The organism is Massilia violaceinigra, assembly GCF_002752675.1.
GTDB classification, from domain to species: Bacteria; Pseudomonadota; Gammaproteobacteria; order Burkholderiales; family Burkholderiaceae_D; genus Telluria_A; species Telluria_A violaceinigra.
This window is the reverse complement of sequence record NZ_CP024608.1, coordinates 2,534,955-2,554,737: the sequence shown is the minus strand read 5'-3', so window position 1 is coordinate 2,554,737 and position 19,783 is coordinate 2,534,955. Positions and strand designations below refer to the sequence as shown.

Sequence of the window (19,783 nt, the reverse complement as noted above, 5' to 3'; positions counted from 1 at the left end):
ATCAGCCTCGTAGCACTGACACGATGAGCGTGGTGCCGCCATCGCGCGTCGACACCATGACGTAATCGGTGCCGCCTGTCTGCCACGTGATATTCGCCGCGGCTGCAGTCGTCTGGATCACGCCATCGTACCGGATGAACCGCGCGCCCGCAGGCCACGCCGGATTGCCTCCAAGGGCGATATTTACCAGCTCAAGAAATTGCACCGCCTGCTTGCCGCTGGCCGGCCAGCCCGTGAAGCTCATCGTCTTCGCGCCCGACGCCGGTGCCACACGCTGGGTGCCACCGTTCGCATAGGCCACCGCAGTGCTCGTGCCGTTGTCGTAGAAGGTCATCGCCCGTGTAAGTTCCTGTAGATCGGACAGCAGCGCGAGGGTCCCCCCGGCCGCTGGCACAGTCAACGGAATAACTGTGCCCGGTGGAATCAGCGCGTCGCACTCGAAGCGAACCTGCTTCGACGCGTCAATACTTCCTTTCGCGATCGAATTCGTGTCGACGAAGGCAACGATGCTGCTTGCCGTCGCCGCGCTGCCTGCTGCCGCTCCCGCCCAAGATTGGGCTTGGTCCCTGTAACTCATGGAGGCATCGGCGGCGAGTTGTGCCGTATTTTTGTACCCGAGCGCGGCGTCGCGCGCTGTTTCCGCCGCCGTCTTCGCTGCGCTCGCTGCGGACTCCTTCGCGTTGACGTTCGCTTCCAATGCATTCGCCTGAACGCGCCAGGCATTGATCTCGGGCGGAAGACCCTGCTGCGCCGCTACGGATGCCGCTGCCTTCTCGCTGAACACGGCCGGGGTGTCCGTGAGCGGGTTCGGCGCCGGTGGCAGCGCGGTGATCACTTGGGTTATTGTCATATCAGTCCTCGGAATGAAATCGGCGCGTTCTGGCCACTGTTTGAAATCGGCACTTCCCACTGGTCGATGTAACCGTAGGCATAGGTCATTGAATATTTCGTAGAGCCGATGACGATCAGCTCGACATCGGTGTATTCGGTAAGCAGCCGGTGCGCCTCGTCTTCAAAGCCATCCGGTATGCGAACCTCGAAATTGAGGCGCTTGGCGTTCGCGCGCTTGAAGATGGTCACATTGCCGAATTTATCGGTGTCGACCGTGGAGTAGCTGAGCGTCCCGCCGGTCACGCCCCATTGCGTGGTGCCGATCGTCCGCGACTTTCCAACGAAGCACCCGCCTATCGCGGCATCGAGTCCAGCGTTCTCGATCGTGATTGTCAGCGACGACGCTGCGTAGGGCGGCACGCCATCGAACACCACATCACCGACCCTGATCGGAACCTCGTAGTAGAAGTCATACCAGTTCAGGACGTGATGCCGCACCAGGCTTTGCGTGCGCGTGTACCCGGTGCCCGACTGCGTGATGGTCGCGCTGGCGCCCTCGACGTTGAGCAGGGTAACGGTGTTGACCAGGCCGGGCGCTATGACGAAGCTGATCGAGTTCGGCACGACGGTTCGGCTGTTCAGCGCCTTGTCGAACGCATTCCAGCGATTCGTCGCGCTTTTGCGCAGCCACTTGGCCTTGTCGGTGAGCGCGTTGCCCAAGTTGCCCGCCGCCTGGGATTCGTATAGGTCGTGCACGTTGGCCGAAATGCTCGACACCACATCGCCTAGGCCGTAGGAGGTGCCCGCGCTGTAGGGCGCGTAGACTGTCCCCAGCGGCTTCCACCAGGTTGGCGAGGTGGCAGGAGCGTGTCCAACATTGCTCGCCAGGAGCCCCTGATAGACGGCCTGCTTCGTTCCCGTGCTTACACCAACGACGGCGCCCAGGACGTATGTGGAACCAGACGAATACTCTTGCGCCAGCCCCTCGGGCACCGTGCTGCTGATCAGCATGGCGTCGGTGATGGCAACCGGCCGGATCAGCCAGAAATCGGCGGCGCTCACGCTGGCACCTCTTTCGTGCGTACGGCGACGCCGCCATCGGACAGTCGGTCCTGCGTGTCGGCAGACCGCTGCGTGTTCGACGCAATCCTGTTGAGCACCGTCTGCTGGGCGGCGACCTGCGCGGTCAAGCGCTCGACCACCACTTCCAGCCCTCTGGTATCACCGCCCTGAACTGCCACGTTCTGCACGTATGGCTGGCCAGGCACCGCCGGCGCCGGCGTGCTCGCAGCCGCGCCGGCCGCGAGCACGGAGGGTTCGAGGCCGAACATGCGCGACAAGATGTTCCCGGTGTCGATCAGACTACCCATCGTCTGTGCGCGGACGCGGTCGCGGTCCATCGCTGTCAGCGCGTTGGCCTCGGAAAGGTCGAGTAACGATTTCGAAAGCTGGGGCAGGAGCTTTGCCGCCTCCTGGTCCCCCGCGCGCGCCTGCGCCGTTTTGATCGAAAATGCAGCCTGCGCATCGGCTATCGATGCCGGCGTGTTTTCGTTCAGCATTCCGCGAACGCGCGCGACCTCATCAAAGATCGACTCGGTAATTGCCCGGTAGGCGCTCTGGATCTGTTCAGCGGCGCGCCTGGCGTCGTCAGCAATATCCTGTTGCTCCTTCGCGGCATCCTGGGCAAGCTTGAGGGCATCCGCCGCTGACTTGGCCGCAAGCGCATCCGCTGCGTTTTTGTCCTGGATGGCAAAAATTGCTTCCTTCAAGGCCTCGTTTGCAGGATTGAGCGCGTCGAGTTCTAGTTTGCGCAATCCTGCCGTGTCGCCCTGCAGCTGCATCATTTCTCGCTCAAGGCCTGCCCGTTCCGCGGCGATGGCACGAGCGGATGCAGCAGCGCTATCAAGCGCGGCAGCCGCTTCCTTCGCTGCCGTTGCCTGGTCCTGCATGGCGTGCAGCTGCATGGCGAGCGGGGCCACCGTGGCGTCGAGGCCTGCAATCTCCGCGGCGCGCCGCTGCTCCAGCGTCATGCTGGCTTGCTCCAAGGTGGCGATCTGCTCCGCGTACGACCTCATCGATGCCGCCGTGGCTTCGTTTGCGTCCTTGGCCGCCTGCGCTGCAACAACGCTGTCGAACAGGGCGCGGTTACTTTCATCAAGCGCGTCCCGCTGCTTTGCGAGCAGCTGCGCGGACGTCATCGTGGCCGCGTCGTATTCTTCCTGCAGGCCGGCCCGCTCCTCGATCACCGCTGCCATATCCTTCGCACCCGGTGTGACCAGGGCAAAAGCTTCTTGCAACGCCATCAGGCTCGTGTAGGTCTCGGCGCCCTTCGCAGTGTTCAGGTCGAGCCCAAGCACCACTTCCTTGAACTGGTCCCGCGTTGTGATGCCGGCCAGGCCGAGCGCGGCCATCTGCTCGGCGACCTGCTTTTGCACCGGCGCCAGGCGCTCCGCCTCCGTCAAGTAGTTGTTGGCGAAGCCGGATGCCTGCTCCGACAGCGCGTCAATACCTCCCGCCAGGTCGATCAGGTATTGGCGCGCGGCCAGGCTGCTCACGCCTGTGGCGCCGAACGTCATGCCGATCGAGGACAGGGCCGAGTCCAGAATCGCCGAATTCGATGCGAGCCGGATTACCGTCTCTGCATACCCCTCGCCGACCTCGCGGAAACCGTTCAGGTCGGGGAAAACGGCCTCGGCCATGTCGTCCATCGTCTTCGAGATTGCAGCGTTCAGCGCCTCGGTCAGCGCATCCCCGCTCAAGCCCTTGAACGACAGCTTCGTCTTATCGATCGTCAGCGCATCGAGGGTGGCCGTCACGTGCTCGACGCGCACGCCGAGCGATTCCGCAGCGCTACCCAGCGCCGTTTCGACGTCGGTGAAAATCCGCGCAAACTGACTGGCGAGCGCGGGATCAAGACCCTGCGTGTTCGTGGAATTCTTGGTCGATGAGCCGAACAGGCCTTTTTTCTTCGTGTCCACGCTGGCGTATTGCTCATAGCCGGCGCCGGCCTGCAGGTCATTTACCCGGCCCCCGAACAGGATGCCGCTGTCCACGATCGTGGTTGTGACCTTCCCGAAAATAAAGGACGCAACTTTTTGCATCACCGAGGCCAACGGATTGATGCTACTCCCCAGTAATTGCGAATTGACGATGGCCTGGCCGTTCTGCTTCACGCCCGTCTGGATTCCCATATTCGACCCGTCGACCACGCCCGGCGCGCGCACGATGAGGTTGGTCAGCCCTTTCATGGATGCCTCGATCGAGCGCAGAGCGGACAGCATGCCCTGGTTGAGCGGGATCAAGTTGCCAGAATTGGCCTCCAGCATTTCTAACGACCGCTCGATTGACGCGGACCGCGCGTCCTTGTCACCGAACACGCCACCGGTACCCTGCTTTTTCTGCACATCTGCGGCGGCCATACCACCACCGCCGCCACCGCCACCGCCGGACATAGCCACCCCGACGCCGGCGAGCAGTGCGATTACTGCGGCGCCGGCGGCAACATTGTATGGAAATGGAAGCGAGGCAAGCGTCTTGGCGAACGCGGCAACTCCATCCGCCGCGGCGCGCAATCCGGAATTGATGATCGACTTTCCGGTCGCAGCGTCGTCAGCCGCCAACTCGGTCGCCCGGCTCGTGACGAACAGGCTCGTGAAGGCTGTCAGCAGCCCGCTCTTGGTCAACATCGTTTCGATAGCCATGGCCATTTCGGTGGCGCGGAAAGCCTTCTCGGCGCCCTCCATCACCTTGTAGCCGGTGCTGTTATCCTTGAAGAACCCCTTGGCCGCATTCGCCATATCGCCGTACGACTTCACGCGCGCCTGGGCGGACTGCTTGGCGGCCGCAATTTCGGCCTTCAGCACGGTCTCCGGGCTGTTGCGCTTGTCGTCCTTGACAGCGGCCAGCTGCGCGGCGATCGCCGCCTGAGCGCGGCCGTAGCCCGACAGCGCGGTGGTCAGGCCCCCGATGGCAGAGCCGATCTTGCCGAAGGATGCGGCCATGCCGGCCGCCGCCGACTTTGTGGCTTCGTCCAACTCCGCCATTACTTCGAGCAGTTCCTTTGCCTGGGTAAGGCCAGGCGCATCGCCGAGCGCGCCCGCGCCAACCTGTGCGTCGGCCAAGCCCTTGAGCGCATCGATGCGACGCTGAATGTCGGCAATGCCCTCTTCGGTGAGAACGGCCGCCTGTTTGGCCGCTTCGAGCTCCGCGATTCGCGCCAGCGTGATTGCCTCGGGGAGCATGCCGTGTGTCCGGATTTTTGTTAAGAGCGCCTCGGTTTCGGAATTGATAGCCGCGACTTCGCTGTCGGAGTTGGCGCGAGCCTGGGCCATAACCTGGTCTGCGTCGGCTTTGGCTTTTGCTGCCTTCGTGGCGATATCGAGCGCGAGCGCTTCTTCCATGATTTTCGTACGCAACTCGGCGGTGGGCGCGACTGCTGCTGCGCGCGCCGCTGCCATCATTTTGAGCTGGTCGGAGCCCAAACCGACCTGGCTGGCTTCCACTTTCAGGGCTTCGATAAAATCGTTCGCCTGCTTTATTGCGGCGGCGCTCTCTTGTGCCGCTCTTTTTGCTGCAGCGTCCCGTTCCCGCTTTGCCTCGGCGGCAATGCGTTTTGCCTGCGCGGCTGCCTCGGCGGTCTTCTTCTCTGCTGCCGCTTTAAGTTCGGCGTCCTTGAGATATGCGGCGGCCCGCTCTGCCGCTGCGTCTCTCTCCGCTTGGCTGCTGGCCTGGACCTCGGCCTCTACCTTTTTGGCCGTTTTCCCGACTTCAAGCCAACGCTTTTCCCAGGCGTCAAAAGCCGCACGGCCGCTGGTGGCGTCCTCCTTCATCGTTTTGTCGATGTTCTTGAGCGCGTCAAAGTCCAGGGTGACAAGCGATGCGACGGACGCGGCGATGCCGCCGATATCGTTGCCGATGGTTTTGAATACAAACGCGACATTGCCGCCCAGGATGACCAAGGCGCGGAACGTCTCCGTCAAAGGGCTGAAAGAATTTCCGACCTCTTCAGCGCCTTCCGCAGTCTTGAGAAGATCCCCTGCAAGCAAATTCAACATTGGCAGGAGGCCCGTTGCTACACGCGCGCCTGCGCCGGCCGCAATTGCGCCGAATTCGTCCAGCATGTCGTTAAACGCGGCTGCATCTGCCGAGCTTTGAGTCGTGATGCCCGACAGCTGCTGTCCCCGCTTGACCAACTCGGCTATTCCTTCTCCGCCTTCGTCCAGCAACACCGCGGCGTCCTGCCAGGATTTACCCAGGACGGCCGCCCCGAGCGCCGCGCGCTGCTGGGGGTCTTCTATATTCTTGAAGACGGTGGCGAATTGTTTGAAGGCTTCAATCGGCTCCTTGGCCGTAACGCCCAGCTTTGAGAATTTATCCGCGTCGGCGCCCATATTCGTTGCAAGCTTCGTGATCGAGGCCGCGGCTTTTTCCAGATCCGTCCCCGAAAGCTTGGCGCCGTAGCTCAGGCCCGCCAGGTCTTCAACCGTAATTCTGGTGCGCGTGCTGAGATCAGTCAGGCTATCGATCGCATCGAGCGATCCCTTGATCATTCCTGCGAACGCCGCGACCGACAGGGCGCCCGCAATGGCGCCGAGCGCCGTCTTGGCCATGTCGGCTGCCTTCGCCATACGCGTCGTGTTGTCCTCGACCGTGCGGCGTGCCTGGTCCATGTCGGTGCGGATCCTGGCGACGTCGGCCATCAGTTGAATTTCGAGCTGGCCAGCGAGCATGGCTTCCTCAGTAAAAAGAGCCACCAGGAGGTGGCGGGTTATGCGCTAGTCGAGCGCGGCGTCGATCAGCTTGGAAAGGTTAGGGGATCGGTACAGCTCGCCGTACGGCGGCTTGCAGGCCGAATCCTTCGCCGCGTGGGACTGCGCCAGGTAATCCTGCGACAAACGTCGGAGCAGGCCGGCCTGCCATGGCTGCAGGTCGATCCCGGCGTTCTCCTGCCATGCCCGGATCTCGGCCTGCGAAATAACGACCGGGCCATCCATCCCCGCCATGACAGGGCCGACTTCCCAAAAATAATTGATCAGGTACTCGCCACCGTCGATTGGTGGCATGTCCGGCTGGACTTTGTCGCGCTTGTAGCGGTCCAGCCGGGAGAGCTGCGCCCCCGCAGGCTTCTTGCCAGGAGGGTCCGGCACCGCGTGAAGCCACGCCGTCTGCCGGACGTACAGGCTCAGACAGTCGGCGAGGGCTTTTTGAAATTTCCACGGTCACCGAGAAACTTTTCAGCGTCGTCGGCAATGTGGCCGATTTCGATGTCGGCGTACGTTGCCTTGAACAGCTCGAAGCCCTTTTTGCCGTCCAAGCCAGCACCGCCGTTAAACGACGCGGTCACGGCGGCCAGAAACTCGGCGCGCTCGATATTCTTGTCATCGGCCGACTGCTTGCTCTCCGACTTGCCTTGCATGCGGCTGAACACGCGGGTGCTGTTGCGCTCATCGGCGGCGTGCTTGGCCTTCTGGAATTCCTTAGTGCCGGGGCTTTGCAGGGTGATGGTCAGCGGCTCGCCCTTTTCGTTGAACTGCGCCTCGCCCGATGCGTCACGGACAGGCATGTCAGCGGTAGCGGCGATGGCCAGATTTTTCAGATTGAACATGGTGATTCCTTTTCGTGGGTAGAAAAATGCCCGCGCGCGGCAACCGCTCCCCACGAAAGGAGACAGTCGCCGAGCCGGTGCTGTTGATGGCCGGATGGCCGTTGATGGTTAGATTGCGGCGACGCGGATGGTGTCTTTCTGGCGCAGCAGCGTCAGGGCGCCCTGGACGATGTCGTCGACCGCACCGTTGTTCTCGACGAACTTCGACACCTGGGCGGTGAAGTAGCGCAACGCGCCGTCCTGTTTGATCAGCTTGAACGACAGGATGTCGTACGTGCGGCTGGCGTCGTCGACGATGATCTGGCCTTCGTCTTCTTCGTCCCAGCCCATCATGAATTCGGATTCGCCCAGGGTGTAGCTGGCCTTCTTCTGAATCTGCTGCGCGGTGTCGACCGGGGCATGCGTCGAATTGTTATAGGCGCGGCCGGTGACCGAGCCCATGTTCGTGATCTCGCCGATCTTGGTCCAGGTCAGCGCGAGAAAGCCGGCCGCGTTGTAGGTTGCTGGTGCTGCCACGGAAACCCACAGGGAACTTTCCGCGACGGTCGTAACATTTTCACCGCTCATGATATTGCCTTTCAATGCAAAAACCTGCCGGGCGGAATGCTCAGGCAGGCAGGTTAAAAAACTTAAATCGGGTCGAAATACGTGACGCGGAAATCCCGGGTCTGCTCGAAGATTCCGGCGTTCTCGTCGCTCAGGTCCGGGCCGATAATGTCCCGCTGAATACCGGCAACAAGGATGCCGGCTACCACGCGCCGCCCGCCGCGAATTGCGCTGCCGACCAGGCGAATGATTTCGGCCTGCTGTCCGATATTCTTGGCATGTACGGTCACCTGGGTCCGGCTGGTCGTCAGCACGGTTGTTGCTGTGTCTGCGACGCGGCCGTGCGGTATGTTCGATACCGACTGGATCGACAGCGCGGGCAAGATCACCGTGGACTTCAACGTGCCGGCGACGATGCGCGCCCCGACGACGGCCGCCAGCGGCGCGTCGGCAGCGAGCAGCGCACGGATAATCTTCCAGTCGCTCATTCGGCCGCCGGCGCGGGGACGTTGATGCCTGCTGCAGTCAAGCGCTTGCGCACCTGGGCTGCGACCGCCTCGATCGCCTGGGGCGCTGTTGCGTCCAAGGCTGGACGCATGAACGGTTGAGGCCGCGCGCCCGGGTGCTCGACCGAGCGAAACGGCGTGCCGCTGATCGAAAGGGCTTCGGCGTTAGTCGGCTCGATTTTGTGCGGCCGCGTTCCATACTCGACCAGGTGCGCGTGTGGCGCCATGCGTCCGCCGGCCTTTACTGTGGCTGTAAGAACGCCACGCTTCGCGCCAGTGGACACGCGAATGCTTTTTTTCAGCAGCCCTTGATCAACGGGCACATTGGCCTTCGCCTCCTCCCGGATCACGACAGCGCCGGCGCGCAGCGCGGACCTCATGACGTTTTTCTCCAACTTTGCTGGCAACGTCGAGAGGAGGGCCGACAGCTCGCGGCCGCCGCGAATGTTTGAATCAGCCATGCTTGAACCCTTCGATCATAAATTCGTAGTGGACTCGGTCATCCAGCATCGCCGGACCCGAGATAATCTGTGCGACGCGGTCGCCGCGGCTGTGCAGGATGACGCGCATTTCGGTGTTGACTGCTGCGGCGGCCTGCATACGCATACGAGCGGGCTGGGTGGCCATATGCATGCCGTTCTTGGTCGACTCCGACCGACTGGGCAGCGTGTCCTGCACGTGTGCCCAGTACCGCACCAGAAAGTCGATCCAGTCGTCCAGCTCGACGCCGCTGTCGGGGTCCGTCACGGTGGTGCGACGCTGCACGGTTACCTTCTCGTCGCACTTGAACGGGGCGGCCATCAGCTATGCACCTTCAAACAGTCGAGCCCTCGGATAAGGTGCGGCGATTCCGGCGTGCCGGCCGGCGCGAAGTACTCGCGCACCTTGGCCAGGATGTAGCCCTTGAACGCCGCCGGCGTGCTGGTCTCGTCGGGTCCGTATCCGCAGGTCAGGGTCAGGGTCACCGCCTCCGGGCTCTGCTTGGTAGCCGGCCATGTGGCGCCGGCCGCAAGCGCGATAAAGCCGGGCTCGATAGACCGGTTGACGACATAGACGTCTTCGCTCAGCGATTGCGTGGCGCCGTCGACGTCAAGGTATTCCAGGCTGACCACTTCCACCAGCGGCGACGACGGCAGGGGAATTACCCCCGCGAAGCCTAGCGCCGTCACCGCATACGTGCAGTTGATGATCGAGCGGCCGGTGATGTGCTCGGCCTCAGCGGTCAGCGCGCGCACGCGGATCTCGATTTCCGCGTCCTGGTCATTTCCGTTGGCGCGCGCACTCGCGCGCGCATCGGCCATTGACACGGCCATCGCGACAGGAGGAGCAATTAGACGAATCGCCATCACTGGACCCCGTACACCGGCGCCGCGCACTTCTCGAAGCGGAACTTACGGAAGCCGATCTCGCCGGCGCCGCTGACGCCCGCCGCGTAAGCGCACCCGACCCGCAGCCGCATGGTGAAGGAGGTCACGCCTTGCAGTATCTCCATCGGGAAGCTGCGCAGTTTGAGCACTGGCGCCTCAGTGGTGAATGTCTGGATCGCACGCGATGTTTGCAGCAGGTATGGGAGTTGAGTGGCGCCACCGGCTGCATAAATCGTTAAGGTGCCGATACCATTTCCAGTGGTGCTAAGAATGCATGTTTCAGCGACCAGCTGCACATAGTCGCCCGCGGTCACGTTCGTGGGAAGTGGAACAATCTGGCTGATCTCGTGGTACTCGCCCGCTGCGCCCGCTCCGGATACTGCCATGGCGAACAAATCCAAGCCGCCATCAGGAGCGGGTTTAAACGAGGTCACGCAGACCTGCACGCCGCCGCCACTACGCGCGCCGGTCCACCCGTCAGGAATAGGGCCGGTAATACCGTTTGATCCAGACCCCGCGCCAGCCGATCCTCTCAGCGTCGGGTTGGTGTTGAGCGAGCCAATTTGCAGAACGGGATTCCACGTATCCAGCGTGGTGTATTCCGGGGCCTCGATCGGGTAGTCCTTGGACATTGCGTCGACGACTGCGCTGCCGCCGATCCATCCGCCGTAGGGCTGCGTGTGCAGGTTGTCGGCAGGGTTGAACACGCCGGCTCGGCCGCCGGCGCCCGACCCGACCACCCAGGTATTCGCGTTCACCATCTTGCCGTACGCGCTGACGAACTTGACGTTCTTCTTGGTAGCGCAATATGCCTTGATCATCTGCGAAACGTACGCCAGATTTTTAACGATTGCCGGCGTTGCCGATGGGTTCGGGAAAATCTCTTGGACATAGACCCGGCGCGCCTTCGCGGAGGCAATGTCAATTATTCCCTTGAGATTGGCGACGGTAACGTTGCATGCGGCGTCGGTGGTCGGCAGGTCATTGACGCCGCCCATGATCACAGCAACCTCGGTGTCCAGCAGAAACGCCTGAGGCGCAAACTTCAGTATGTCGGCCGAGCTGGCGCCAGCAATTGCGAAGGCTTCGTAATCGTAAAACGTATCCCCGAACGCGCCGGCGACCCATGCAACATAGCCGATCAGGTTGTAGTCGCTGGTAATTGGAGATCCTGCAGTTTGGACAGCAGAGGTGGCGTTTGGCACAGGCGCGGACGCACCACGCACGGCCAGGGTGATGCCGGAATTTGCGTATGCCCCGCTTTTCAGATAGTGCCAACCGCCGACGCTTACGTCCACATACTGGCCGATGGTGTCGCCGGCGGCCTGCCAAGCAACCCAGCCGCGGCTGTCGGTGAAAAGATTGCCCGCTACAGTTTGAGCAACACCACCATTGGCCCGGCCGTCTACCATGGCGTAAGCGATCCATGTAATGCCGCCGAAATTGGCAGCGCTGGTGATCGTGGTGATCGAAAACTGCAGCTGGTATTCGGGGCCGGTCTTGCCGGGCTGGCCGTGCTGCGTCAACGAATCGCCGACAAATACCGCGCGGCGGCGCGTGCCACCTGTCGGCACGGCTACCTGGAAGCCGGCACCGACCAAGGAGACGGCCCCGTTGGCATCGATTTGAAACGCGGCAGGCAGCACTTGTGGCGGAGGAATCGGTGGCACATAGCGAGCACCGCCAGTAAGATCGGTGGTTGCATTCAGTCCGCCGGCCAGCAGCGCGGTCGCCGTCGCGTCATCCACCGTCAGGATGGTCTGGGGGCGATGGCCCTTGTACGTTGAAAGCAGGCGGATGGTTTTCGACATGATTATTTCGCCTTCGATTTGTGGGTTTTGTTCAAGGCCGCGTCATCCATCTTGTTCTCAGGTGCGGCCGCCATCTTGGCGCCGGCATCACGCGAGTCGGCCGCTTCTGCCTGCGGCGTTGGCTCGCTCGCTTCCGCTGGCGTGTGACGCTCCTTGACGATCTCGACCAAACCCGCCTTTGCCAGCTCGTGCGCCTCGACCAGCTCGATCGTGTCTGTGTCGCCAGCGGCCATGCTCAGGCGGCCGTGCGAGAACTGGTCGATCGCTTTGATTTTCGTTACTGCCATGTCGTTCTCCTGGTGGCCGGCGGCCGTGTTGCGCCGCCGGCGGGGTTGATTACGCCAGCGCGCCTTTTACGAACGCTTCGGGACGATTGACCACCAGGGCCAGGCGCTCTTCGATCAGGATCGTGATCAAGTTGTTCACGAAATCGTCTTCGTTTTCCGTGGCGATGGCGACCGAGGCGAGCAGGCGGTCGAAGATCTGCGCGCCCATGCGGAAGGCGCCGGCCAGGAACGTCGCGATGGACATTGCCTGCGTGGTCACAACAGGGCGGCCCCACAAGGACGGCGAAAGCGTGCCCTGCGGGTTGCCGATGATGTACTGCCCGGTGGTGTCCTTCAGCAGCTCGATGCCTGCCCAGTTCGATGGATGCAGCACCAGACCATCCGCTGGATACTCGGCCAGCTCAGCCTGCAGGAGCGCCAGGCGCAGGATGTCGATGTGCGTGGCACCAGTGATGGTGATCGGCGCCACGTAGGCCGACGCCTGGGTGTAAAGGCCGTTCAGGTTGTTGCCGACGCCCGAACCCTTGAGCAGCTGATTTTCTTCGATCAGGCGCAAGCCATAGGTCAGGCGCTCGTCGATATATGATTGCAGCGCCGGGAAGTCGTCCAGGATCTCGGTGGACGCCTTCATGAAGTGCGCCAGCTTGACCACTGGCGCAGTGGATTGCGCCAGGGTGATGGTCGATTCCGGCTTGCGCGCGCCCTCGGCCACCGGCGCGGCGTTGTTGGTGAAGCCGGTTTCCTTCATGTAGGTGATCATGTTCGACGCGGTACGGCCGGGCGCGATCAGGTCGCGGACCGTCAGGCGGCGCTGTGGCTGCGTGATGATGCCCGGTTGGCGGTCGGCCAGCACGCCGGCGCCGGTGCTGGTGGTGGTGATCGCCTTGGCTTCGATATCCACACTGATGCGGCCACCCTTGCGGCGAATTTCGCCGGCTTCGTGTGCCTTTTTGAATGCGTCGTGCTCGACGAACTGCGCACCCAGCGACTTGGCGGACTGATTCTGGGCGTCTCCACGGCGCGCCTGCTTCTGCTGCACGTCGGCGAGTTCGGCGGACAGTTCGCTTGTCTTGGTCAGCAGTTCGTCGACGGTTTGCTTGACGCCTTCGGTCATGGCGATGCCGCGCTGGGCTTCGGCCAAGGCTTTTTGGCCGTGCTCCTTGAGCTGGTCGCCAATTTTCGCCAGTTCCTGTTTTACTTCGATTTCGGTAGCCATTTTTGTTCCTAAAATAGAAAAGGCCCGCGAGTGGCGGGCCTTGTTGAGGGGCAGGGTGAAACGGGGTTACGGAATGCTGAACTCCTTCAGGAGGGCCAGCGTCTCGCCAAGATCGCCCTCGGCCTCGCACCGAGTAAGCAGTTTCGACAGGCCACTGCCGGCGATGGCTTTGGCCTGCGTTCGTGAAAAGCCGCCTGCATCGCACAGGAACTTTTCGAATTCAGGAAGTGTCGGCATGCGCCCAGCCTCGATCAGGCTCTTGACGTCGGCCACGCGCGCGTCATCGTTCGCCGGGTTAGTAACCACGCTGATTTCCACCAGCTCGAGCTTCTGCAGCGTGTAGACGCCGGTGTCCTTGTTGACGCTGTGCTCCTTGACGCGGTACCCGATCGACAGGCCGGTGATCGTCTTGGTGCTCATGCCCTTGTGCGCCAGACGGGCATACGGCGCGTCGTCGAGCCACAGCGACGCCTCGCCGAGCAGCCCGTAGTCATCTTCTTTCAAGGCCTCCCACGCGCCGATCGGCTGATCCGACTGGTGCTGCCACAGCACCGGCACCGTGCGGCCGGACTTCTGCCACTTGGCCAGGCTTTCCGCGAACGCGCCGGGGGCAACGATGTCGCCGCCCTTGTCGATGACGTTGAACACCGAGCCGTATCCGGAGAAATTGCCTTTCTCGGTCAGGCTTTTGAGCTCCAGCTCAATCGATTTATGCAGAATGGTCATCGTCTTTTTCCTTGATTCCAAGCCAGGACAACATGGCGGATTTCGCCGTTTGGGCGGTACTTGTGATCTTGCCCAGCATCGTGAGTGGCACCAGATTGCTCTGAATGACCAGCACGTCGCCGCCTTCCAGCGGCGGGTCGTTCTCGAGCGCGCGACACTCGTTCGGCGTCTTGATGCTGTTTTGAATTGCGGTCGAATACACCTGGAACCGGGTCACGCTGTCACCGCGCAGCAGGCCCTCAACGCTGTATTCGGAGAAGAAGCGTGCGCGCTCGGCCGGCTTCATCAGCGATTTCTTGATGCCCTGCTCGATCCGGACCATGTAGGCGCGCAGCACGTACTGGATCAGATTCAGGTTGATCTGCTCGCGGCCGGTGCCCCAGTTCGATACCGCGGTTCCGTGCCCAATCATCGACGGCGGCATGCCGAACCAGCGGCACAGGTCTTCAACGCTGAACGAACGGGTTTCCAACATCTGCGCATCGGCCGGGTGCATCGAGAGCTGCGTAAATTCGGCCCCACCTTCGAGCAGCTGGAGCTGGCCAGTGCGGGCGTCACCAAACACGGCACCCATCACCTTCGTTTTCATCTGCTCGCGTTGCTCTTTGTTCAAAAAATCCTTGACGGAGACCACGCCCGCCGTACGCATGTTGTTCGTGAACGTGCTGGCCGACGCGTTCTCGGTCGCCGTGGCACCGCACATCGACCGCCAGCCGGCCGTAATAGGGGAAATGCCCATCAGCCCATCGGTACCGAAACCCTTGATGTGCCAGATTTCGCCTTCGGAAAATTCTTTCCGACCGCGCGGATCCGCGTACAGGTAGGTGAGCGCACCGTCCTCGCTGCGGCGAACGGTCATCAGGGCGGGATTCAGCGGGTTCAGCGCAACGATACGGCCGGCGGCGCCGTAGCTTTTCAGGCAGTACGCGTTCCCCCACAAGCAAATCTGCGATACGACCGCCTCCCAAAATTCGACGGCGGTCATATCGGCATTCGGCGAATCGTGCAGCAGGTAGTACAGCGGGTGCTCGCGGGCCACGACGCGGATTTCGCGCCCGTTCACGACCTTGCGCTCGTAGGTGATCAGCGGCAGCGTCGCGATCGTTTCCGCGATCAAGCGCACGCACGACCAGACCACTGACAGTTGCAGCGCAGCGTTCACGCCAGGCGTGCCGGTGCGCACGTCGCCATGATTGATCGCGATGTCCTTATTTGCGTCGCGCACGCCGCGATAGGCGACGGCTTCTCGGATCGAGAAGTACACGCTTTTGAGCGCCACGCCACCGACCGCCACCGCCTTGCTAAATAGATTCATGCGTTATTGGTCCGAAAGGTAGTCGTCGAGGGAGCCGCCCTTTTGAGGTTCAGCCGTCTGCATCACGCCGATTGCCATAAGCAAAGCGACGATGTCATCAATTTTTTCCGGCGCCTTCTTTTTGTCCGGCGCCGTGTTCATGTTCTGGTCGGTGCGCGCAATCAGGTTCGACGCGCACCAGTTCAGCACCGGGTCGTTGCCGTGCGCCAGGTTCCCCTCGACGTACGCCACCTCCAGCGCTTGCATCGCCGGGTGATAGCTCTTACCGCCCTGGATAAACTCCTGCAGCGGCACCTCGGCCGCCTGCAGCTTCTGCACCAGCTGCTTGGCGTTCCAGGAGTCGAATCCGATCATCTGCACGTTGAACCGCGCAGTGGCCGCCAGAATGCATTCCTCAACGGCGTCGTAATCGGTCACTTCGCCGCCCGACTCGATCAGGATCCCGGCTTGCACCCACGCCTGATAGGGCACCAGCCCCCGCTCTGTGCGTCCATGCACCGCGGCTGCCGGCACAAACCGCCAGCCGTGCGTGTAAAGCACGCCTTCCACGTTCCAGACCAGCCGAAACGAGGTCAAATCGCGTGTGCTCGCAAGGTCCAGCCCGCCCCAGCAGGGGTATTGCCGCAGCCATTCCAGGTCAACGGCGCCGGTACAGGCCTTCCATTTGACGAGATTCACCCAGCCGCCGGCCGCCGCCGAGGGGCGATTGAGCCGTTTAATCTTGAATTCCGCATGCCGGCCTGGCATTGACTTCGCCTCGACCGCCTCTTTCCGGATCTCCTTCATCAGGAGCGGGTTCACTTCCATCAGCGGATTCGCCTTGATCCACTTCGACTCGTCGAAATCGTCATCCGCCGGCGTGCCTTCGCCCTTGTCCTCGTCGTCTACCGCGAAGTAGATGGCCAGGAAGTGGTCAGCCTCGACGATGCCTTCGAGCAGCTGCTTTGCGAAGTGGCGAATCTCTGCCCACGGCCCCGGGCTCTCGTAGCCCTCAGTCGTCGTGTACAGGAACAGCGGGTTGCGGCGCGCGCCAGCCGCCGACTTGAGCACGTTCAGCAGATCATGATTCTTGTGCGCATGGATCTCATCGATTCCGCAGTGCGACGGATTCAAACCGTCCTGCGTGCTGGCCTTCGCATTGATCGGTTTGAATGTTCCGCCGACTTCGTAGCGCGCGATCGCGTTGGCGAACGGCTCCAGCGTGAAAGCCTCGCGCAGATCCGCCAGCTTCTCGACGATCCTCTTGGCGACGTTGAAAACGATGCGCGCCTGGGAACCGGTCGTCGCGGCACTGATCACCTGCGGCCCGTTCTCGTTCTCGCAGCAGAAGCAGTACAGCAGGATGGCCGAGCACAGGAAAGACTTTGCGTTCTTCCTGGCCACCGCGAACAATGCGGTCGTGAAGCGCCGCGTGCCGTCCTGATTGCGGAACCCGAACAGATTCACCACGAACAGAATGTGCGACGGGTGCATGACCACGTTCTCGGTGTCCCATGTACCCTCGACGTGCGGCAGCTTTTCGATGAAATCGCAGGCGTCAACCGCATGCCAGGAGTCGAAAGTGAAGCCGTTTCCTTTCTTTTTCGCGCTTTTCAGATCATCCAGAAAGCGCTTTGCCGCCAAGCGGACCCACTTGCCGAACCGTTTTCGGTCCGTATCAGCGACCGCAGCCTCGGCATATTCGATGGCGATCGCGATGTAATCACGCTGTTCGCTTGCCATTGCCGGCGAACCTGTTCCCTTTGTCTGTTTCGCCAACTGGTTTCACCTTGCCCTGTGCCACTGGCGTCAGCCCGAAGTCGTTTGCCAAGTTCCGCAAGGTGCCGGCCATGCTCGCGGTCGGCGCCTCGCCCGCTGCGTACAGCTGAACGATCTTGCCGTGCAGCGCGCACATCATGCCGAGGGAGGAAAGCCCGCCTTCGGTCAACAGCCGGTTCGCCGTCAGGATCGCGGCGAGGCGGTCCCACTCTTTGATCGCGTGGGCATTCGGTAGCCAGTCTGGCGCCGGCGGCACGTCCGAGAGGATCGGCAGCTCGGCGTTGCCCTCGGTCTTGCGGTCTTTTCGTTCCGTGCCGGCGACCATTTTCAGGCCGGCGGGCTTCCTGCCTGGTCCTGGCATGTGTCCTCCAAAAACCGTTTTTCTATCTTGACCGTGTGAAAAAATGGGTAGAGCGCGGTCCTACGAAGTGCAACCTTGCGCAGTTTTGACCCACCCCGGCGGGTTGTGTTTCTGAAATGTTGTCGCACAAGAACTTTCCCGCCGACGGCATGGCATAGGAGAAACATTCTCGTGCGACTGATTTTCCTGCCGCATCGCCCCTACTCCGGGGTGACTGACCACCCATCGATGCCGATGACTACCTTGGGGCGCTTGGCCTTCCCTTGCTCGGCTTCGGTCTTCACCTCGTGGCACGGTGCGCAGATCGCCTGAAGGTTGCTGGGGTCGTCTGTGCGCGCGTCAGACCATCGCAGCGCTGCGCACTTGGCCTTGCTGATGATGTGGTCAACTGCGTACGCGATGACGCCATAGCGGCCCGCCTTGAGGCAGACTTGGCACAGGCCGCCGTCGCGCTCCATCACCACCTTGCGGACTCGGTCCCATGCTGCACCGTAGCCGCGTTCTTGCCGGGATAGCTTCGACCAGGCCATGTAGCGCTACTCCTTCCCGTCAGGGCGCTGTTGAACGGCCCGGCGCTCGAACAGGGGCTCGCGCAGCCACGGGCGAACGATCCAGCAATACGCCAGCCCTGCGGGCCACCCAAGCGCCCACCCGAGCGTCGGATACATGGCGGCGCCGATGTAGCTCAGCACCACGAGGATGCAGGCGGTTACCAGCCGGACAAGCGCGCTGGTCATCAGAAGGCCTTGCCGCCGGCGCAGTGGCGTGCCATGTATGCGGCGTGTGCTGTCTCGGTGCGGTCACGCATCCATGCATCAAAGCCATCGGGGCCGGGCTCCGTCATCTTCTCGATGCGGATATGCCCGCGCTTCACCTCGGTGGCGATCTCGTCGCCTACCAAGTACGGGGCGCCTCGTTTGTCAGGGGCGTAACAGATTGCCTCGCCGGCATCGTCGTCCGCAAAGATGCAGCCGCTTAGTTGCTCGCCGTTCAGGTACACGTCGGCGGGCAGCATGGCGGCGTTGTAGTCCGGGTGCTGCGGGTCACCTGAGATTCTCATGGCTGGTCTTCCGTTTCGTCGTTATGCGGGATCAGGCCCCAACCCAGTTGCCGGCGGATGTCGTCGGGCTGGGGCGGCGGGTCGTCGTGCTCAGCGTGCGTGCGCTGGTCCATGTAGCCGCGTACCTTGCGCTTGTCAGGCTTGTTGCTCTGCGTCATAAGCTTGTCTCGTGTGCTGTGGGTGATGCAAGGTCGGATACGATGAGGTACGCCAACTTGGCGAACTCACCGAACAGGAGCCCTATGCCAACGACTAAAGATGCATTCCATGCCGCGCACAATGCGCTTTCTACCATCGAGCTGTATATCGGGTTTAACCAAGGCAGTAGCGATTTTGAGAAGCGCAAGAGTGAGGTTGAAACCGCGCTGCTGCTTGAGGCGCAGAACTACCAACAGGACGCGCCTGGCCGACGTGTGCTAACAGCCATGGCCGAAGCCGTACAAGGGATGCATTTAGAAAAAGCCCCGGCGTCATTGCTGAGGCAGGGGCTTCCCGATTCAAAGATAGTAATTGGTTAAGCGATGAAAATCGGCCCTATCATGCGATCTGCCGAACGCCCGTTACATTTATCTGCAAAGGGTAGCATTTCAAATGCTACCCTTTCAGCGTCGCAGCAGCATTTGGCGCGCCCCAATGCAAAAAAGCCCACGACCATATTGGGTGGGCTTTATTTCCGGGCGCAAGAAGTCCCGATGGCAGCCATTCTACTATCGCTCGTAGCTATGTCAATGAATTGTGGAAATATATTTTCAAATTATCCGTTTCGGAATCGGCGTGCGCCGCGTATCTGGTGCGCCGCTTGCCGGTGCTAATCGCTGCTGCAACTGCTGCCGCCACTATCGGATGAACTCGACGAGCTGGACGAACTCGAACTACCAGACGACGAGCACGACGAACTGCTGCCCCTGGCGCTGCTGGCCCAATCGCCGGAGGCACCGCCCCCATCGAACGTGCCGCCCTGGCCATGACACGAACTGCGCGGCGCAGGGCTGTACGAAGCCGCCGATGGGAACGTAGGGACGTCATGCACGACATACCCGTTGTCGCTGCTATGTGGTGAATCGCGGCGACGCGGCGGTGCGGCAGCTGGAACCGGAGATTGCGGTCTCGCCAATTTCGGCGAGACCTCGTTCTTCGGTCCCGGCGCAGGCAAAGCGTGAGGCCCTGGCGCCGATGGGTGGCCTGTCTCGCAGTATGGCGTTGCTTCGCCCTGCTCAACAGCGCCGATTGCATTCTCGGTAAAAACCGCAGGTGGTGGCGGTGGCGGCTGGTGCGCTTGGGTATTGCGCCTCGCCGAGAGCTCGCGGACAAATCGGTTGTGCTTGCGGTTGAGAGCCCAGAACAAAATCACAACAAACGCCAATACGCACGTCCAGATTGCTAAGTAGATCATGA

The 19,783-nt window shown here is 61.9% G+C and carries 22 protein-coding genes; 1 reads left to right on the top strand and 21 read right to left on the bottom strand.

The window, feature by feature from the left end; translation table 11 throughout:
* Position 1 precedes the first annotated feature (1 nt).
* From CR152_RS11645 to CR152_RS33620, 21 genes are all read right to left on the bottom strand, one after another.
* Positions 2 to 850, bottom strand: a complete 849-nt coding sequence (locus CR152_RS11645) for a hypothetical protein (RefSeq protein WP_099875064.1) — start codon at positions 848 to 850, stop codon at positions 2 to 4.
* The gene (locus CR152_RS11640) at positions 847 to 1,893 is read right to left on the bottom strand and encodes a hypothetical protein (protein WP_099875063.1); all 1,047 of its coding nucleotides are present in this window, start codon (positions 1,891 to 1,893) and stop codon (positions 847 to 849) included. Before CR152_RS11640 ends, CR152_RS11645 begins: the two co-directional genes overlap by 4 nt.
* On the bottom strand, positions 1,890 to 6,560 hold the full coding sequence (locus CR152_RS11635) for a hypothetical protein (RefSeq protein ID WP_099875062.1): 4,671 nt from the start codon (positions 6,558 to 6,560) through the stop codon (positions 1,890 to 1,892). The genes CR152_RS11640 and CR152_RS11635 overlap by 4 nt, the downstream gene beginning before the upstream one ends.
* 45 nt (positions 6,561 to 6,605) lie before the next feature.
* A complete protein-coding gene (locus CR152_RS11630) occupies positions 6,606 to 6,977 on the bottom strand; it encodes a hypothetical protein (protein ID WP_099875061.1) in 372 nt (123 codons plus the stop codon).
* 35 nt (positions 6,978 to 7,012) lie between these two features.
* A complete protein-coding gene (locus CR152_RS11625; protein ID WP_099875060.1) occupies positions 7,013 to 7,435 on the bottom strand; it encodes a hypothetical protein in 423 nt (140 codons plus the stop codon).
* A 108-nt stretch (positions 7,436 to 7,543) separates the two neighbouring features.
* Positions 7,544 to 8,002 (bottom strand): hypothetical protein, encoded by a 459-nt coding sequence (locus tag CR152_RS11620; protein ID WP_099875059.1) that lies wholly within the window; start codon positions 8,000 to 8,002, stop codon positions 7,544 to 7,546.
* A 62-nt stretch (positions 8,003 to 8,064) separates the two neighbouring features.
* The gene (gp17, locus tag CR152_RS11615) at positions 8,065 to 8,469 is read right to left on the bottom strand and encodes a tail completion protein gp17 (protein WP_099875058.1); all 405 of its coding nucleotides are present in this window, start codon (positions 8,467 to 8,469) and stop codon (positions 8,065 to 8,067) included.
* Positions 8,466 to 8,948 carry an HK97-gp10 family putative phage morphogenesis protein gene (locus CR152_RS11610; protein WP_099875057.1) on the bottom strand — a complete coding sequence of 161 codons (483 nt, stop codon included), beginning with the start codon at positions 8,946 to 8,948 and terminating at the stop codon, positions 8,466 to 8,468. Before CR152_RS11610 ends, gp17 begins: the two co-directional genes overlap by 4 nt.
* Positions 8,941 to 9,288, bottom strand: a complete 348-nt coding sequence (locus CR152_RS11605) for a phage head completion protein (RefSeq protein WP_099875056.1) — start codon at positions 9,286 to 9,288, stop codon at positions 8,941 to 8,943. Before CR152_RS11605 ends, CR152_RS11610 begins: the two co-directional genes overlap by 8 nt.
* On the bottom strand, positions 9,288 to 9,833 hold the full coding sequence (locus CR152_RS11600; RefSeq protein WP_099875055.1) for a head-tail connector protein: 546 nt from the start codon (positions 9,831 to 9,833) through the stop codon (positions 9,288 to 9,290). Before CR152_RS11600 ends, CR152_RS11605 begins: the two co-directional genes overlap by 1 nt.
* Entirely contained in the window at positions 9,833 to 11,665 is a 1,833-nt protein-coding gene (locus tag CR152_RS11595; protein WP_099875054.1) for an SGNH/GDSL hydrolase family protein, read from the bottom strand. Before CR152_RS11595 ends, CR152_RS11600 begins: the two co-directional genes overlap by 1 nt.
* Positions 11,666 to 11,667: 2 nt before the next feature.
* Positions 11,668 to 11,952: a hypothetical protein gene (locus tag CR152_RS11590; protein ID WP_099875053.1), complete on the bottom strand. Its 285-nt coding sequence runs from the start codon at positions 11,950 to 11,952 to the stop codon at positions 11,668 to 11,670.
* 49 nt (positions 11,953 to 12,001) lie between these two features.
* Positions 12,002 to 13,168 carry a phage major capsid protein gene (locus tag CR152_RS11585; protein ID WP_099875052.1) on the bottom strand — a complete coding sequence of 389 codons (1,167 nt, stop codon included), beginning with the start codon at positions 13,166 to 13,168 and terminating at the stop codon, positions 12,002 to 12,004.
* A gap of 66 nt (positions 13,169 to 13,234) precedes the next feature.
* The gene (locus CR152_RS11580; RefSeq protein WP_099875051.1) at positions 13,235 to 13,894 is read right to left on the bottom strand and encodes an HK97 family phage prohead protease; all 660 of its coding nucleotides are present in this window, start codon (positions 13,892 to 13,894) and stop codon (positions 13,235 to 13,237) included.
* Positions 13,878 to 15,209, bottom strand: a complete 1,332-nt coding sequence (locus CR152_RS11575) for a phage portal protein (protein ID WP_099875050.1) — start codon at positions 15,207 to 15,209, stop codon at positions 13,878 to 13,880. Before CR152_RS11575 ends, CR152_RS11580 begins: the two co-directional genes overlap by 17 nt.
* 3 nt (positions 15,210 to 15,212) lie before the next feature.
* A complete protein-coding gene (locus tag CR152_RS11570; protein WP_099875049.1) occupies positions 15,213 to 16,931 on the bottom strand; it encodes a terminase large subunit in 1,719 nt (572 codons plus the stop codon).
* A complete protein-coding gene (locus CR152_RS11565) occupies positions 16,912 to 17,328 on the bottom strand; it encodes a hypothetical protein (protein ID WP_099875048.1) in 417 nt (138 codons plus the stop codon). Before CR152_RS11565 ends, CR152_RS11570 begins: the two co-directional genes overlap by 20 nt.
* A gap of 200 nt (positions 17,329 to 17,528) precedes the next feature.
* Positions 17,529 to 17,858 carry an HNH endonuclease gene (locus tag CR152_RS11560; RefSeq protein WP_099875047.1) on the bottom strand — a complete coding sequence of 110 codons (330 nt, stop codon included), beginning with the start codon at positions 17,856 to 17,858 and terminating at the stop codon, positions 17,529 to 17,531.
* Between the two features lie 6 nt (positions 17,859 to 17,864).
* Positions 17,865 to 18,065, bottom strand: a complete 201-nt coding sequence (locus CR152_RS11555; protein WP_099875046.1) for a hypothetical protein — start codon at positions 18,063 to 18,065, stop codon at positions 17,865 to 17,867.
* The gene (locus tag CR152_RS11550) at positions 18,065 to 18,388 is read right to left on the bottom strand and encodes a hypothetical protein (protein WP_099875045.1); all 324 of its coding nucleotides are present in this window, start codon (positions 18,386 to 18,388) and stop codon (positions 18,065 to 18,067) included. Before CR152_RS11550 ends, CR152_RS11555 begins: the two co-directional genes overlap by 1 nt.
* Positions 18,385 to 18,546 carry a hypothetical protein gene (locus CR152_RS33620; protein ID WP_167399890.1) on the bottom strand — a complete coding sequence of 54 codons (162 nt, stop codon included), beginning with the start codon at positions 18,544 to 18,546 and terminating at the stop codon, positions 18,385 to 18,387. The genes CR152_RS11550 and CR152_RS33620 overlap by 4 nt, the downstream gene beginning before the upstream one ends.
* Positions 18,547 to 18,630: 84 nt before the next feature.
* Between CR152_RS33620 and CR152_RS11545 the strand changes: the two genes are divergently transcribed.
* A complete protein-coding gene (locus CR152_RS11545) occupies positions 18,631 to 18,906 on the top strand; it encodes a hypothetical protein (RefSeq protein WP_099875044.1) in 276 nt (91 codons plus the stop codon).
* The last annotated feature ends 877 nt before the right edge of the window (positions 18,907 to 19,783 follow it).

Bases quoted from the DNA above. Each gene is read 5' to 3' on its own strand.
- CR152_RS11605 (WP_099875056.1), bottom strand. From the start codon at position 9,288: ATGGCCGCCCCGTTCAAGTGCGACGAGAAGGTAACCGTGCAGCGTCGC.
- CR152_RS11545 (WP_099875044.1), top strand. From the start codon at position 18,631: ATGCCAACGACTAAAGATGCATTCCATGCCGCGCACAATGCGCTTTCT.
- CR152_RS11565 (WP_099875048.1), bottom strand. From the start codon at position 17,328: ATGCCAGGACCAGGCAGGAAGCCCGCCGGCCTGAAAATGGTCGCCGGC.
- CR152_RS11570 (WP_099875049.1), bottom strand. From the start codon at position 16,931: ATGGCAAGCGAACAGCGTGATTACATCGCGATCGCCATCGAATATGCC.
- CR152_RS11620 (WP_099875059.1), bottom strand. From the start codon at position 8,002: ATGAGCGGTGAAAATGTTACGACCGTCGCGGAAAGTTCCCTGTGGGTT.
- CR152_RS11550 (WP_099875045.1), bottom strand. From the start codon at position 18,388: ATGAGAATCTCAGGTGACCCGCAGCACCCGGACTACAACGCCGCCATG.
- CR152_RS11585 (WP_099875052.1), bottom strand. From the start codon at position 13,168: ATGGCTACCGAAATCGAAGTAAAACAGGAACTGGCGAAAATTGGCGAC.
- CR152_RS11595 (WP_099875054.1), bottom strand. From the start codon at position 11,665: ATGTCGAAAACCATCCGCCTGCTTTCAACGTACAAGGGCCATCGCCCC.
- CR152_RS11575 (WP_099875050.1), bottom strand. From the start codon at position 15,209: ATGAATCTATTTAGCAAGGCGGTGGCGGTCGGTGGCGTGGCGCTCAAA.
- gp17 (WP_099875058.1), bottom strand. From the start codon at position 8,469: ATGAGCGACTGGAAGATTATCCGTGCGCTGCTCGCTGCCGACGCGCCG.
- CR152_RS11580 (WP_099875051.1), bottom strand. From the start codon at position 13,894: ATGACCATTCTGCATAAATCGATTGAGCTGGAGCTCAAAAGCCTGACC.
- CR152_RS11590 (WP_099875053.1), bottom strand. From the start codon at position 11,952: ATGGCAGTAACGAAAATCAAAGCGATCGACCAGTTCTCGCACGGCCGC.
- CR152_RS11610 (WP_099875057.1), bottom strand. From the start codon at position 8,948: ATGGCTGATTCAAACATTCGCGGCGGCCGCGAGCTGTCGGCCCTCCTC.
- CR152_RS11600 (WP_099875055.1), bottom strand. From the start codon at position 9,833: ATGGCGATTCGTCTAATTGCTCCTCCTGTCGCGATGGCCGTGTCAATG.
- CR152_RS11625 (WP_099875060.1), bottom strand. From the start codon at position 7,435: ATGTTCAATCTGAAAAATCTGGCCATCGCCGCTACCGCTGACATGCCT.
- CR152_RS11560 (WP_099875047.1), bottom strand. From the start codon at position 17,858: ATGGCCTGGTCGAAGCTATCCCGGCAAGAACGCGGCTACGGTGCAGCA.
- CR152_RS11645 (WP_099875064.1), bottom strand. From the start codon at position 850: ATGACAATAACCCAAGTGATCACCGCGCTGCCACCGGCGCCGAACCCG.
- CR152_RS11555 (WP_099875046.1), bottom strand. From the start codon at position 18,065: ATGACCAGCGCGCTTGTCCGGCTGGTAACCGCCTGCATCCTCGTGGTG.
- CR152_RS33620 (WP_167399890.1), bottom strand. From the start codon at position 18,546: ATGACGCAGAGCAACAAGCCTGACAAGCGCAAGGTACGCGGCTACATG.
- CR152_RS11635 (WP_099875062.1), bottom strand. From the start codon at position 6,560: ATGCTCGCTGGCCAGCTCGAAATTCAACTGATGGCCGACGTCGCCAGG.